8 protein-coding genes and 1 tRNA gene are annotated in these 15,692 nt (G+C 65.1%); 6 read left to right on the forward strand and 3 right to left on the reverse strand.

Features of this window, described 5'->3' with window-relative positions:
* Nucleotides 1–107: 107 nt before the first annotated feature.
* The 3 genes from gltB (at nucleotide 108) to pyk (ending at nucleotide 7,647) form a co-directional block, all read left to right on the forward strand.
* A complete protein-coding gene (gene gltB / locus E3T41_RS04045; protein ID WP_134477434.1) occupies nucleotides 108–4,685 on the forward strand; it encodes a glutamate synthase large subunit in 4,578 nt (1,525 codons plus the stop codon).
* The gene (locus E3T41_RS04050) at nucleotides 4,678–6,135 is read left to right on the forward strand and encodes a glutamate synthase subunit beta (protein WP_092448530.1); all 1,458 of its coding nucleotides are present in this window, start codon (nucleotides 4,678–4,680) and stop codon (nucleotides 6,133–6,135) included. Before gltB ends, E3T41_RS04050 begins: the two co-directional genes overlap by 8 nt.
* Nucleotides 6,136–6,201: 66 nt before the next feature.
* Complete coding sequence (pyk, locus tag E3T41_RS04055) at nucleotides 6,202–7,647, forward strand: pyruvate kinase (RefSeq protein ID WP_092448531.1); 1,446 nt, start codon at nucleotides 6,202–6,204, stop codon at nucleotides 7,645–7,647.
* Nucleotides 7,648–7,713: 66 nt separating this feature from the next.
* Here the strand turns inward: pyk and E3T41_RS17775 are convergent, their stop codons facing one another.
* Both E3T41_RS17775 and E3T41_RS04060 read right to left on the reverse strand, forming a co-directional pair.
* The gene (locus tag E3T41_RS17775; RefSeq protein WP_158251657.1) at nucleotides 7,714–7,884 is read right to left on the reverse strand and encodes a hypothetical protein; all 171 of its coding nucleotides are present in this window, start codon (nucleotides 7,882–7,884) and stop codon (nucleotides 7,714–7,716) included.
* A 51-nt stretch (nucleotides 7,885–7,935) separates the two neighbouring features.
* Nucleotides 7,936–8,021: transfer RNA gene (locus E3T41_RS04060), tRNA-Leu, on the reverse strand.
* Between the two features lie 37 nt (nucleotides 8,022–8,058).
* Here E3T41_RS04060 and E3T41_RS04065 point away from each other — a divergent pair.
* Nucleotides 8,059–8,664: an ANTAR domain-containing response regulator gene (locus tag E3T41_RS04065; protein ID WP_035879545.1), complete on the forward strand. Its 606-nt coding sequence runs from the start codon at nucleotides 8,059–8,061 to the stop codon at nucleotides 8,662–8,664.
* 136 nt (nucleotides 8,665–8,800) lie between these two features.
* Nucleotides 8,801–12,448 (forward strand): bifunctional RecB family nuclease/DEAD/DEAH box helicase, encoded by a 3,648-nt coding sequence (locus E3T41_RS04070; protein WP_134477436.1) that lies wholly within the window; start codon nucleotides 8,801–8,803, stop codon nucleotides 12,446–12,448.
* On the opposite strand, the gene E3T41_RS04075 is transcribed toward E3T41_RS04070, so the two are convergent.
* A complete protein-coding gene (locus E3T41_RS04075) occupies nucleotides 12,445–12,870 on the reverse strand; it encodes a hotdog fold thioesterase (RefSeq protein ID WP_092448532.1) in 426 nt (141 codons plus the stop codon). The genes E3T41_RS04070 and E3T41_RS04075 overlap by 4 nt on opposite strands.
* A gap of 53 nt (nucleotides 12,871–12,923) precedes the next feature.
* Here E3T41_RS04075 and polA point away from each other — a divergent pair, with 53 nt between their 5' ends.
* Nucleotides 12,924–15,596, forward strand: coding sequence for a DNA polymerase I (polA, locus tag E3T41_RS04080; protein WP_134477438.1), 2,673 nt, complete (start codon nucleotides 12,924–12,926; stop codon nucleotides 15,594–15,596).
* The last annotated feature ends 96 nt before the right edge of the window (nucleotides 15,597–15,692 follow it).

Here is a 15,692-nt window from a genome sequence, read left to right on the forward strand (position 1 = left end):
TCGAACAGGGCCGAACCCGATCAGGGTTCCCGCTACAACTCCCTGCACACATTTCCTTCGGGCCAGCGTCGTCCCTTACTGCTAGTCATTTCGTGAGGACGGTCTCAATGCCGCAGAAACCTCTCTATTCCCGCTTCAGCAGCATGCCCGAAGCGGCCGGTTTGTACGACCCCGCCGCCGAACGCGATGCGTGCGGCCTTGCCATGGTGGCGACCCTGCGGGGCACCGCCGGGCACGACATTATCACCCAGGCCCTCGACGCGCTGCGCAATCTTGAACACCGCGGTGCGGTCGGTTCCGACGCTGGAACCGGTGACGGTGCCGGCATTATCACCCAGATACCGGACGCCTTCCTGCGCGCCGTGACGGATTTCGCGCTTCCCCCCGTTGGCCAGTACGCCGTCGGTAACGTCTTTCTGCCGACCGACCCGACCGCGCGCACGGCAATCAAGCGGGCCATCAGCCTGATCGCCGACGAGGAAAGCCTCACCATCCTCGGCTGGCGGGAGGTTCCGGTGCATCCGGAAGACCTCGGCAGCCAGGCGCGTGCGAACATGCCGGCTATCCAACAGCTGTTCGTGCAGAGCACCCGAACGACCGAGTCCGGCGACCTGCTCGGCGACATCGCGCTCGACCGACAGACCTTTCGGCTGCGGAAGCGCGCCGAGCGTGAGCTCGAGATCTATTTCGTCTCGCTGTCCTGCCGCACCCTGGTCTACAAGGGCATGGTCACCACCTTGCAGCTCGAACCGTTCTACCCCGACCTGTCGGACAAACGATTCGTATCGACGCTCGCCCTGGTGCACTCGCGTTACTCCACCAACACTTTCCCGTCCTGGCCGCTCGCCCAGCCGTTCCGCATGATCGCCCACAACGGCGAGATCAACACGGTGCAGGGAAACCGCAACTGGATGCGCGCCCGCCAGTCCCAGCTTGAGTCCGAGCTGCTCGGTGACCTCGCACCCCTGCTGCCGATCGTCACGCCCGGCGCGAGCGACTCGGCCTCCTTCGATGAGGTCGTCGAACTGCTCAGCCTGTCTGGTCGGTCCCTGCCGCACGCCATTATGATGATGGTGCCCGAGGCCTGGGAGAACCAGACCGACCTCGACGATGAACGTCGTGACTTCTACGAATACCACTCCATGCTCATGGAACCGTGGGACGGACCAGCTGCGATCGTATTCACCGACGGCTCTCTCGTCGGCGCCACCCTCGACCGCAACGGCCTGCGTCCCGGTCGCTACCTCATCACCGATGACGGCCTCGTCGTGCTCGCGAGTGAGATCGGCGTGCTCGGAATCGACCCGGCGCGGGTGGTGCGTAAGGGCCGCCTGCGCCCCGGCCAGATGTTCCTGGTCGATACCGTCGCCGGCCGCATCATCGACGACCGGGAGATCAAGGCCGAACTGTCGGCCAGTGAACCCTGGGGCGACTGGCTGCAGAAGGGGCGTATTAACCTCAAGGACCTGCCGGAGCGGGAGCACATCGTGCACCCGCCGGCATCCGTTGTACGTCGTCAGCGCACCTTCGGCTACACCGAAGAAGAGGTGCGCATTCTGCTCACCCCGATGGCACGCACCGGAGCCGAACCACTCGGTGCCATGGGCAGCGACACCCCCATCGCGGTTCTGAGCGACCGCCCGCGCCTCATGTTCGACTACTTCACCCAGCAGTTCGCGCAGGTCACCAACCCGCCACTCGACTCGATTCGCGAAGAAGTCGTCACGAGCCTCAAGCTCGGCCTCGGCCCTGAGCGCAACCTGCTCACGGCCGGTCCGGAGCATGCCCGTCAGGTCATTCTCGATTTTCCAGTCATCGACAACGACGAACTGGCCAAGATCCAGCACATCGACCCCGCCGTCGGCAGCCGGACCACCACGACCATTCGCGGCCTGTACCGCTTCGAAGAGGGCTCAGACGCCCTGGCTAAGCGCCTCGCCGCGATCTGCGTCGAGGTCGACGAGGCGATCGAAGCCGGCGCGCTGTTCATCGTGTTGAGTGACCGCGACTCCAACCAGGACCTCGCCCCGATCCCGTCGCTGCTCATGATCGCCGCCGTGCACCACCACCTGATCCGCACCGAAAACCGCATGAAGGTCGGCATCGTGGTCGAGGCCGGCGACGTGCGCGAGGTGCATCACGTGGCCCTGCTCATGGGTTACGGCGCCTCAGCCGTCAATCCGTACCTCGCCATGGAAACTTGCGAAGACCTCGTGCGCAGCGGCATCATCACCAACGTCACGCCCGAAAAGGCCGTGCGCAACGTGATCAAGGCTCTCGGCAAGGGCGTGCTCAAAATCATGTCCAAGATGGGCATCTCCACCGTGTCGTCCTACGCTGGCGCGCAGACCTTCGAGGCCGTCGGCCTCGCTCAGTCCTTCGTCGACCAGTACTTCACCGGCACTACGAGCAAGCTCGGCGGCGTCGGCATCGACGTGATCGGTGTCGAAAACCTGGCCAGGCACGCATCCGCTTACCCAATGGATGCCGCGGTGACCGCCCACGAGCGCCTCGCGACCGGCGGGGAATACCAGTGGCGCCGGGACGGTGCCCCGCACCTGTTCAACCCGGAGACCATCTTCCGGCTGCAGCACGCCACCCGCACCAAGCGCTATGACATCTTCCGCGAGTACACGAAGATGGTCGACGACCAGGCTGAATCGCTCATGACGCTGCGCGGTATGTTCACCCTCAGCGCCGGCCAGCGCACGCCCGTGCCGCTCGACGAGGTCGAATCGGTGTCGCAGATCGTGAAGCGGTTCTCTACCGGAGCGATGAGCTATGGTTCGATCTCGCAGGAAGCGCACGAAACCCTCGCCATCGCGATGAACCGCCTCGGCGGCAAGTCGAACACCGGCGAGGGCGGCGAAGACCTGGACCGTCTGCTCGACCCGACTCGGCGCAGCGCGGTGAAGCAGGTCGCCTCGGGGCGGTTTGGCGTGACCAGCATGTACCTGACCCACGCCGACGATATCCAGATCAAGCTCGCGCAGGGCGCCAAGCCCGGTGAGGGCGGGCAGCTGCCGCCCACCAAGGTGTACCCGTGGATCGCCCGTACCCGGAACGCCACGGCCGGCGTCGGCCTCATCTCGCCGCCGCCGCACCATGACATCTACTCCATCGAAGACCTCAAGCAGCTCATCTTCGACCTGAAGCGGGCCAACCCGAAGGCGCGCATCCACACCAAACTGGTCAGCCAGTCCGGTATCGGCGCCGTCGCGGCGGGGGTTGCCAAGGCGCTCTCCGACGTGATTTTGATCAGCGGGCACGACGGCGGAACGGGCGCGAGCCCGGTCAACTCGCTCAAGCACGCCGGCACGCCCTGGGAACTCGGCCTCGCCGAGACGCAGCAGACGCTCATGCTCAACGGCATGCGCGACCGCGTTGTGGTGCAGGTCGACGGCCAGCTGAAAACCGGACGCGACGTTTTGATCGGTGCCTTGCTCGGCGCCGAAGAATTCGGTTTCGCCTCAGCCCCGCTCGTGGTCGCCGGCTGCATCATGATGCGCGTCTGCCACCTTGACACCTGCCCGGTCGGTGTCGCTACCCAGAACCCGGACCTACGCAAGCGTTTCAATGGTCAGGCCGACCACGTCGTGAACTTCTTCGAGTTCATCGCCCAGGAAGTACGCGAGTACCTCGCCGAACTCGGATTCCGCAGCCTTGACGAGGCCATCGGACACAGTGAAGTCCTGAACGTGAACCGTGCGCTCACCCATTGGAAGGCACAGGGGCTGGACCTCTCGCCCATTCTGAGCGGACCGGATTTCTCCGAGAGCGAACCGCGCAAGTGGGCCAGGGCCCAGGAGCACGAACTCGAGAAGCACTTCGACAATGAGCTGATTCGCCGAAGCCGGAGCGTGCTCGAACACGGCGGCACGGTGCAGATCAATCTGCCGATTCGCAATACCGAACGCGCCGTTGGCACCATGCTCGGCCACGAGGTCACCCTGCGGCACGGCGAAAATGGCCTGCCCGCTGGGTCGATCGAGGTCAGGCTGACCGGTTCCGCCGGACAGTCCTTCGGGGCGTTCCTGCCGAGCGGGATCACTCTGCGGCTCGAGGGCGAATCCAACGACTACGTCGGCAAGGGCCTGTCGGGCGGGCAGATCATTGTGCGCCCCGACCGAACCAGCCAGTTTCCTGCCGAGGACAACGTCATCGCCGGCAACGTCATCGGTTACGGAGCCACGCAGGGCAGCATGTTCATTCGCGGCATCGTCGGCGAACGGTTCCTGGTGCGAAACTCCGGTGCCGTCGCCGTCGTCGAGGGCGTGGGGGACCACGCGCTCGAGTACATGACCGGCGGAGTCGCCCTCATCCTCGGCGAGACCGGGCGCAACCTCGGTGCCGGCATGAGTGGTGGCACGGCCTACGTCTACGGACTCACCGCCGAACGGGTCAACCGCGACGCGCTCACCTCGGGGGAGCTGAGGCTGCTTGCCCTCGACAGCGTCGACCGTGAAATCGTGCGCGACCTGCTCGAACAACACCGGGACCAGACTGACTCGGCACTTGCCAAGCGGATGCTGGAAAACCTGCAAGAAACCATGAACGCTTTTGTCAAGGTGCTGCCACGCGACTACGCGGCCGTGCTGGAGACCAGGCAGACGGCCGTCGACGAGGGACTCGATCCCGACGGTCTCGTTGTTTGGAATCGAATTCTGGAGGTAACCAATGGCTGATCCGAAGGGATTTCTAAAGGACACGGAACGTGAGCTTCCCGCTCGACGGCCTGTGGCCATCCGCTTGATGGACTGGAAAGAGGTCTACGAGCAGGGTGACGCGGCCGTACTCAAACGGCAGGCCGGCCGCTGCATGGACTGCGGCGTACCGTTCTGTCACCAGGGCTGCCCGCTCGGTAACCTCATTCCCGAGTGGAACGACCTGGTCTGGCGCGACGAGGGCCGAGCGGCCATCGAACGCCTGCACTCGACCAACAACTTTCCCGAGTTCACCGGACGGCTCTGCCCGGCGCCTTGTGAATCGTCGTGCGTGCTCGGCATCAATCAGCCTGCCGTCACCATCAAGCAGGTTGAGGTGTCGATTATTGACCAGGCCTTCGCCAAGGGCTGGGTCCAGCCGCAACCGCCCGGACGCCTGACCGGCAAGACTGTCGCCGTCGTGGGCTCCGGCCCCGCCGGCCTGGCCGCAGCCCAGCAGCTGACCCGCGCCGGCCACACGGTCGCCGTGTTCGAACGCGACGACCGTATCGGCGGGCTGCTGCGCTATGGCATTCCCGACTTCAAGATGGAGAAGAAACACCTCGAACTGCGCCTCGCGCAGATGACGGCGGAGGGAACCCGGTTCCGCGCCAACGTCAACATCGGTGTGGACATCACCTGGGACGACCTGCGCGCCCGGTATGATGCCGTCGTGGTCGCGACCGGAGCCATGGTTCCCCGGGACTTGCCGATTCCCGGGCGCGACCTGCCCGGTGTGCACTTCGCCATGGAATACCTCGTGCAGCAGAACAAGTTAGGTGCCGGCGGAAGCCTCCAAGCGCAGATCACGGCTGAGGGCAAGCACGTCGTGGTGCTCGGTGGTGGTGACACCGGAGCTGACTGCATCGGCACAGCGCACCGCCAGCTGGCAGCATCCGTCACCAACCTGGCGATCGGCAAGCAGCCGGGCACGACTCGCCCGGACAGCCAGCCGTGGCCGATGTCGCCGACCCTGTTCGAGGTGTCGAGCGCACACGAAGAGGGCGGCACCCGCCAATACCTCGCGTCGACGGTCGAATTTCTGGCCAACGACTTCGGTGAGGTGCGTGCCATTCGCATTGCCGAAACCGAATACCTCGACGGACGTCGCGTTCCTAAGGTCGGCACGGAGAAGGAAATTCCTGCTGACCTCGTGCTGCTCGCGATGGGGTTCACCGGGCCGGAATCGAACGAACTCAGCCACCAGCTGAAGCTTCCCTTCGACAACCGCGGCAACGTGGAACGCGACGGCAACTATCAGACCAGCCACGAGGGTGTCTTCGTCGCCGGGGACGCCGGTCGCGGCCAGTCCCTGATCGTCTGGGCCATCGCCGAAGGACGAGCCGCAGCGGCCGCGGTTGACCAGTTCCTGGAAGGCAAGACGCAATTGCCCTCCCCCGTGAAGCCGACCGACCGGTCCTTCGCTCTCTAACCCTGAGTTTTCCCTCACTACGCTGTAATTGCGCCCTCCGGGCGCGGAAATTGGAGATTCACCAGTATGAGACGCGCAAAAATCGTTGCCACCCTCGGGCCGGCAGCGTCCAGCTACGAGCAGATCAGGGCGCTCATTGACGCGGGCGTTGACGTCTGTCGCATGAACCTGAGCCACGGCAACTATCAGGTACACGAAAGCGTGTACGCCAACGTGCGCAAGGCCGCGAACGATTCTGGCCGCGCCGTCGCCGTCATGGTCGACCTGCAGGGCCCGAAGATTCGTCTCGGCAAGTTCGAGGGCGGCCCGTACGACCTCGCCGTCGGCGATATCTTCAAGATCACCACCGAAGATGTGCTCGGTACCAAGGAACTGTCCGGCACGACCTTCAAGGGTCTGCCGCACGATGTGCACCCGGGCGACTTTTTGCTCATCGACGACGGCAAGGTCAAGGTGCAGGTCGTTGAAACGGATGGCGTCGTCGTCACCACCAAGGTCATCGTCGCCGGTCCCGTCTCCAACAACAAGGGCATCAACCTGCCCGGCGTGGCCGTCAACGTGCCCGCCCTGTCAGAGAAGGACGAAGCGGACCTGCGCTGGGGCCTCCGCCTCGGCACCGACCTCATCGCGCTCTCCTTCGTGCGCAGCGCCGAGGACATAACCCGGGTGCACGAGATCATGGCCGAAGAAGGTCGTCGCGTTCCGGTGATCGCCAAGATCGAAAAGCCGCAGGCCGTCGACAACCTCGAAGAGATCGTCGACGCCTTCGACGCCATCATGGTCGCCCGTGGCGACCTCGGAGTGGAGCTCCCGCTCGAAGCCGTGCCGATCGTGCAGAAGCAGGCTGTTGAGATCGCCCGCCGCATGGCCAAGCCGGTCATCGTCGCCACGCAGATGCTCGAATCAATGATTCTGAGCCCCGTGCCCACCCGCGCCGAAACCAGCGACGTCGCCAACGCCGTCCTCGACGGTGCGGATGCCGTCATGCTCAGCGGTGAGACCAGCGTCGGAGAGTACCCCGTCGTCACGGTGCAGACCATGGCTCGCATTGTGGAATCCACCGAGATTCACGGCCTGGAGCGCATCGGCAAGCTCACCAATCGTCCGCGCACCCAGGGTGGCGCCATCACGCTGGCCGCCATCGAGGTCGCCGAATTCGTTGAAGCCAAATTCCTGTGCATTTTCACCGAGTCCGGAGACTCAGCGCGACGTATGTCGCGTCTGCGGTCCAAGATTCCGATGCTGGCGTTCACGCCGGAGCCGGGCATCCGTCGTCGTCTGGCCCTCACCTGGGGCATCCAGACTTACCTCGTGGAGCCGGTGACCCACACCGACGCCATGTTCGGTCAGGTCGATGACATTCTCATCGGTCAGGGCCTCGCTGAAATCGGTGACAAGGTCGTCGTCATCTCCGGTTCCCCTCCCGGAATTGTCGGCTCGACGAACGACATTCGCGTGCACCGCGTGGGCGACGCCCACAACGAGGTCGCACCGGCGTACGTCAAGAAGTAAGCCTTCAAGCGAAAAGCCCCGCCCGATCATCTCGGCGGGGCTTTTTTGCGTGTGGTTGCGTGTGGTTTAGAGAACGGGCGGCTTCTGCGCCCGCGCGTCGAGCCATTCCTGGTGCTGCCGCAGCCCCGAGCGGATGGCGTTTCGAATCACGAAATAGGCCGCCCAAAACCCCAGTGCGATCAGCGCCGGATAGATCAGTAAAGACAGGTAGCCCCAATACGCCATGTTATTCATCATCGGTCCAGCCTGACAGGTGCGGGCGTGTCAACACAAACTTGCCGTGATTTCTGGTACCGGTGGTGGGACTCGAACCCACACGTCCTTGCGAACAAAGCATTTTGAGTGCTCCGCGTCTGCCATTCCGCCACACCGGCTTACAACTACTCGTTCAGAATACCGTAGGCTTTCCTCGTGACCGACCAAGACAGCACCCCCACCCCTCCGCGCCGCGTTGTCGTCGCTGAGGATGAATCCCTCATTCGCCTCGACATCGTCGAGATTCTGCGCGACAACGGCTTTGAAGTCGTCGGCGAAGCCGGTGACGGAGAAACTGCGGTCGCCTTGGCGCGGGAGCTCCGCCCCGACCTGGTCATCATGGACGTCAAGATGCCCCAGCTCGACGGCATCAGCGCGGCTGAACGCCTCTCCAAGGAGCACATCGCTCCGGTGGTTCTGCTGACCGCATTCAGCCAGAAGGAACTGGTGGAGCGCGCCACGGAAGCCGGCGCCCTCGCTTACGTCGTCAAGCCGTTCACCCCCAACGACCTGCTGCCGGCCATCGAGATCGCCCTCTCGCGCTACAGCCAGATCATCACCCTTGAGGCCGAGGTCGCCGACCTGGTCGAACGGTTCGAGACCCGTAAGCTCGTCGACCGGGCCAAGGGCCTGCTGAACGAGAAGATGGGCTTGACCGAGCCGGAGGCCTTCCGCTGGATTCAGAAAGCCTCGATGGACCGTCGTCTCACCATGCACGACGTGTCGCAGGCGATCATCGAGCAGCTCAGCGCCAAGAAGTAGCGGCACTCATCAGATAGAACGGCCCGGCAGATTCTGCCGGGCCGTTGTGCGTTGTGGCCGGGGCGGGTGGCCGGCTGGCGGTTCGGACTGTATGTCGGTGGTGTCCGATACGCTCGAAAAAAGCAAGGGTGGGCGCATGTTTTTACTGGACGGCAGCGTGGTGACGAGTGCAAGTGACCTGAGTGTTGCATCCGTTTGCGAATTTGCCTTCCTGCGCCGCATCGACGCGCGGCTCGGCCGCATCGACGTCGTGCCCGACCCGGTCGACGCCATGCTCGAACGCACGTCCCGGCTCGGTGACGAGCACGAACAACGGGTACTTGAGCGGTACCGGCTCGGCCAATCTGTGGTCGAAATTGCCCGTCCAGAGCGGATGGACCGCCGCGCCCTCGGGACAGCCGCCGACGACACGCGGCTCGCTTTCAGCACTGGCGCTGAAGTCGTCTTTCAGGCCACGTTCTTTGACCCCGACTTCGGCTCGCCCACCGCAGATATCGCCTTCCTCGGGTTCGCCGACTTCATCGTGCGCCAGAGCGACGGTTGCTGGCTGCTGCAGGACACCAAACTCGCCCGGCATGCCCGGGTTACAGCGCTGCTGCAGCTCGCCGCCTACGCCGAGCAACTGGAGCGCTTCGGAGTTGCCACGGCTCGTCGGGTCGAACTGCTGCTCGGCGACGGTTCCGTGAGCGTGCACCGGCTCGCCGACATTCGGCCGGTCTATCGCAAACGGCGGCAGCGCCTGGTGCAGATCATTGCCGAGCGTCTCGCCGACACCGTCGCCGTCGCCTGGGGAGACCCGCGGTACACCGTCTGCGGGCGTTGTGCCAGCTGTGAGACCGAGGTGCAGGAGCAGCGCGATCCGCTGCTGGTTGCCGGGCTGCGGCTTTCGCAGCGTGCCCGGCTGGCGGCCGGCGGCATCCGCACCATTGACGACCTCGCGGCATCGACCGGCAGTACCGACGGAATGGCCGAGTCGACGCTCACCGCCCTGCGCACGCAGGCGCGGCTGCAGCTGCAGGCGGTGGCGGGCACTGCCCCGCCGGTTGACCTGTACAACGCGGGTGCACTGATGGTGCTGCCCGAACCGAATCCCGGCGACATCTTCTTCGACTTCGAGGGTGACCCGCTCTACTCTGAGGGAGACGCGTCTGAGGGAGCCGCGTCTGAGGGAGACGTGACGGAGGGAGCCGTGACGGAAGGCAGCGCGACCGCGGGCACCAGCACGCAGTGGGGCCTCGACTACCTGTTCGGACTGGTCGACACCGATGAAACCTTTCATGCCTTCTGGGCACACAGCTGGGCCGAGGAGCGCGTGGCGCTCACCGACTTTCTGGCTTACCTCGCCGATCGCCGAGCGCGGTTTCCGGGCATGCACGTCTACCACTACGCCGCGTACGAGCGCACTCACCTACTCAGCCTGGCCGCTCGGCACGGCGTCGGCGAAGACCAGATCGACCAGCTGTTGCGTGAGAACGTGCTGGTCGACCTGTACCCGCTGGTTCGCAAGACGATGCGCGTGGGGTCGCGTTCCTACTCGATCAAGAAGCTCGAACCCCTCTACATGGGGGCCGAGTTGCGCGGTGGCGAGGTCACCAATGCGTCCGATTCCATAACCGAATACGCCGCAGCCCGCGACCTGCACGAGCACGGAGATCGGGCCGAAGCGCAGCGCATGCTCGACTCCATCGCCGACTACAACCGCTACGACTGCGTGTCAACGCTGCGCCTGCGCGACTGGCTGCGCGCGCTGGCACGCGGGGCCGGCATCCGCACTGCTGGCACGCCACTCGAAGCGGATGCCGACACGGTAGAGCCGTCGCCGGTGCGGGACGCCCTGCTCGCCCTCGCGGCCCCGATCAGCCACACCCCGCGCAGCGTAGACCAGACCGCGGCCGCCTTTGCCGCCGCAGCGATCGACTACCACCGGCGCGAGCAGAAGAGTTTCTGGTGGGGGCACTATTTTCGGCTCGAGTACCCGATCGACGAATGGCAGGACACCCGCGATGTGCTCGTCGTCGAACACGTTGCCGTGGAACGCGACTGGTTTCGTGAGGGCCAGCAGCGCGTCGACCGCCGCCACCTCTGGCTGCGTGGGCGGCTCGCTCCGGGCAGCAGCATCAAGCCCGGCGACCAGGCCGGGCCCTATGTGCTCTACGACTACCCGGGGCCGTTCCCCAACCCGGATACCTCCGACGGCGCGCGCACCCACCGCGTTGTGAAAGTGCTCGAAGTCAGCGACGACGGTGGCATCCTGGTCGAAGAGACGCTCCTCAAAGACGTTGCTCGATACGATCACCGGCCGAGCGCCCTCGCTCCGGCTGCCCCGCCGCGGCCGATGCAGCAGAAGCCCGCCATCGATGAATGGGCCGCTGCCATCGTCGACGCCCAGCCGCGCTGGCCGAGCGACCCGATGGTCGACATTCTGCGCCGCACTCCGCCGCGTACCCGCACGGGGCAGCTGACGGCCGTCGCGGCCGCTGGCACCACGATCGACGCCGTCATTGCGACGCTGCTCGACCTCGACCACTCCTACCTCGCGATCCAAGGGCCGCCCGGGACCGGCAAAACCTATCTCGGTGCCCACGTCATGACCGCGCTCGTGCAGCAGCACGGTTGGAAGATCGGTGTCGTCGCGCAATCCCATGCGGTCGTCGAGAATCTTCTTTGCGCTGTCGTTTCGGCGGAGCTCGATCCGGACCTCGTTGGCAAGGTGGCGAAGACCGGGGCCGACCCGGCCGATGCCGCCTTCACTGTACTGCCGAAGGATGGCCAGCTGCTCTTCGCGCTCGACCATGCCGCGACCGGATTCGTGATCGGCGGCACCGCCTGGGACTTCAGCAATCCCGCGCGCGTTCCGCGCCATAGTCTGGACCTGCTCGTCGTCGACGAAGCCGGGCAGTTCTCACTCGCTTCGACGATCGCGTCGAGCGTGGGCGCCCAGAATCTGCTGCTGCTGGGCGACCCGCAGCAACTACCGCAGGTCAGTCAGGGCACCCATCCCGAGCCAATCGACCAGTCCGCGCTCGGCTGGGTCGCCACCGGCCACGACGTGCTGCCCGCCGACCGGGGCTATTTTCTCGCCGAAAGTCGCCGCATGCATCCGGCGGTGACCGCTCCCGTTTCCCGGCTGTCCTATGGCGGCCTGTTGCGCGCCAACCCGGTCACCTCGACCCGGTCGCTCGCCGGCATTGCGCCCGGTGTGCACGCGGTGCCCGTCGTGCACACCGGCAACGCCATCTGCTCACCCGAAGAAGCTCATGTCGTGGTAGACCTCGTGCAGACCACGCTCGGCCGGCTGTGGACCGACCCGAGTGCCGACCGGCTGAATGACTCGCTGACCGAAGCCGACGTGATCGTCGTCACGCCGTACAACGCCCAGCTCACCCTGGTGCGGCAGTCCCTCGACGCTGCAGGTTACCCGGGCGTGCGGGTTGGCACCGTCGACAAATTCCAGGGCCGGGAGGCCGCCGTCGCGATCGTTACGCTTGCGGCCAGTTCGGCCGAGGATGTGCCGCGCGGCCTGTCGTTCCTGATCATGAAGAACCGACTGAACGTCGCCATCTCACGCGCGAAATGGGCCGCGTACCTGGTCTATTCGCCGGCGTTGACCGAGTATCTGCCGGTGACACCGGCCGGTGTCACCGAACTCAGCGCGTTCATCAGCCTGGTGGAGCCTGACCCTGCAGAGAAGTCAGACCCTGCAGAGAAGTCAGACCGCGCAGAGAAGTCAGACCGCGCAGAGAAGTCAGACCCCGCAGAGAAGCCCGGCTACGCAGCCAACTAGGCGTGCGGCGGCAGGTCCTTGATGATATTAGTGATGCGAATCGTCGAGCAGCGTCGACCGGCGTCATCGGTGACCACGATCTCGTGCGTGGTGAGCGTACGGCCGAGGTGAATCGGCGTGCAGACCCCGGTCACGTAGCCCGACGTCGCCGAACGGTTGTGCGAGGCGTTGATCTCAATGCCTACGGCGAGCTTGCCCGGTCCGGCGTGCAGATTTGCGGCCATTGAGCCGAGGGACTCGCCGAGCACGACGTAGGCGCCGCCGTGCATGAGCATGGCCGGTTGCGTGTTGCCAGCCACGGGCATCCGTGCCACTGCCCGGTCAATCGTGAACTCGGTGAACTCCAGCCCCATCTTGTCGGCGAGGTCTCCGCCACCGCGCTGCTGAACCCAGGCGAGTGCATCGTCAGTCGTATTGAACATGATCACCTTTGGTCGGGGGAACCCACGCGGGAAGACACTTGTAGGCTGGGGGAGTGTTGGACTCCGAAAAGCCTACCCTGATGATCATCGATGGCCATTCCCTGGCATTCCGGGCGTTCTTCGCCCTGCCAGTGGACAGCTTCCAGACCCACGCCGGGCAGCATACGAACGCCATCCACGGCTTTCTGTCGATGCTGCTCAGCCTGCTGCGCAATGAGAAGCCGACCCACCTCGCGGTCGCCTTCGATATCTCCCGTGCTTCCTTTCGCACCCGGGAATACCCCGAATACAAGGGCACCCGCAATGCGACGCCGCCGGAATTCCTCGGCCAGATTCCGTTGCTGCAGGAAGCCCTCGCCGCGATGAACATCACCACCATCACCAAGGAAGACTTCGAGGCCGACGATATCCTCGCGACCCTTTCGGTCGAAGGCAGCGCAGCCGGCTACAACGTGCTCGTCGTTTCCGGCGACCGCGATGCCATCCAGCTGGTCAACGAGACCGTCACCCTGCTCTACCCGGCCAGCCAGGGCGTGTCGGCCCTCACCCGCTACGACCCGGCTCGGGTGCGCGAACGCTACGGCATCGAACCGGAGCAGTACCCCGACGTGGCCGCGCTCGTCGGCGAAACCAGCGACAACCTGATCGGCATCAGCAAGGTCGGCGAAAAGACCGCCGTGAAGTGGCTCGGTCTGTACGGCAGCCTCGATGGCATCCTGGAACACGCCGACGAGATCAAGGGGGTCGTTGGCAACAACCTGCGCGAGCAGAAGGAGAACGCGATTCGCAACCGCCGACTCAACCGCCTGGTCACCAACCTGGAGCTGCCGATGGCCGTCGCCGCGCTCGAACGCGGCGCCATGGACACCGACGCGGTGCGGGACATCTTTACCCGCCTCGAATTCAAAACCCTGCTCGACCGGGTGCTCAAGCTGGCCGGCGAGGACCCGGCGGTTGAAGCATCCGTTACCGTCATTGTGGAGGTCCCCGCCGTGCAGGCGCCCGTCGCGCAGGATCTGCTCGACGAAGAGCTGCAATCCTGGCTTGACCGGGCCACCGTGACTCACCCGGCGGGCCTTGGCCTCACGGTGGAGGTGCAAAACGGCAAGGCAATCGGTTTCGGGCTGGCCAGCCCGACCGAAACCATCAACCTGCCCTGGCAGCCCGGCCGTAAGGACTACGCCCCGCTCGAAGCGTGGCTCGCGAGCGCAGCTCCGAAGATCATGAACGACGCCAAACATCAAGTGAAAGCGCTGCGTCGCAGCGGGCTGCCCTTCGCCGGCCTCGCCTTCGACACCCTGGTCGGCGCCTGGCTCTTCCGCCCCGGCGGCCCCGACAAAACCCTGGCAGACCTCGTGTCGCGCTACCTCGACGAGACCATGCCCATCGCCGACCCCAACCAGCTCGTTCCCGACGAGACCCAGCAGGCCGGCGCTCCCGCCCAGGCCTGGTACACCCTGCGCCTGTTTGCCGCCGTGGAGAAAGTCCTCGACCCCGGCTCGCTCAAATTGCTGCTCGAGATCGAACTGCCGACCCTGCTGGCCCTGGCCGACATGGAACTGGCCGGCGTCAGCGTCTCGCACGAGCAGCTCGCCGAACTGTCCGCCGAGCTCGGTGCGAGTACGGCCAGCCTCGCCGCCGCCGCCTACGCGGAGATCGGCCGTGAGGTGAACCTCGGTTCACCCAAGCAACTGCAGGACGTGCTGTTCACCCAGCTCGAGATGCCCAAGACCCGCGCCAACAAGACCGGTTTTTCAACGGATGCCGGCGCTCTCGCTGACCTGCAGGCCAGCAACCCGCATCCGTTCCTCGACCTGCTGCTCAAACACCGCGACGCCACCAAGCTGCGCCAGATCGTGGAAACCCTCGACAAGGCCATCGACACGACCGGCCGCATCCACACCACCTACGTGCAGATCGGCACCACCACCGGCCGCATCTCCTCGAACGACCCGAACCTGCAGAACATCCCGGTGCGCACCGAGGAAGGCCGGCGCATCCGCGTGGCCTTCCAGGCCGGCGCCGACAGCGAGAGCCTGCTCACCGCCGACTACTCCCAGATCGAAATGCGCATCATGGCGCACCTCTCCGAAGACGCCGGCCTGATCGAAGCGTTCAACGCCGGCGAAGACCTGCACCGGTTCGTCGGTTCCCGCATTTTCGGTGTCGATCCCGCCGACGTCTCCGGCGAAATGCGCAGCAAAGTCAAGGCCATGAGCTACGGGCTCGCCTACGGCCTCAGCGCGTTCGGACTGTCCAAGCAGCTTCGCATCGACACCAAAGAGGCCAAGCAGCTCATGACCGACTATTTCGAGCGGTTCGGTTCGGTGCGCGACTACCTGCGCAACGTCGTCGAGCAGGCCAAGGTCGACGGTTACACCGAGACCATCTTCGGGCGGCGGCGGCCGTTCCCCGACCTGGCCAGCCCGAAACGGGTACTGCGCGACAACGCCGAACGAGCGGCACTGAACGCACCGATCCAGGGCTCGGCGGCCGACATTATGAAGATCGCCATGAATGGTATCGCCGCCGATCTGATGGATGCCTCGATGGAGTCCCGCATGTTGCTGCAGGTGCACGACGAATTGATTTTCGATGTTGCCCCGGGGGAGTGGGACGCCCTTCGCCAGGTCGTCACCCACAACATGGAGTCCGCTGCCGACCTGCTCGTTCCGCTGACCGTGCAGGTCGGTCGCGGCGCCAACTGGGACGCCGCCGCTCACTAGTCCAACTGAGCGCGGTTGAAGGGCTGAGGGGGCCCACGGCGTCCTTCCCCGCCCGGTTTCCGAGCGACTCACTCTGTCGCGTTGACCGGCCAATTT

The organism is Cryobacterium sp. Hh38 (genome assembly GCF_004403235.1).
Taxonomy (GTDB): Bacteria; Actinomycetota; Actinomycetes; order Actinomycetales; family Microbacteriaceae; genus Cryobacterium; species Cryobacterium levicorallinum.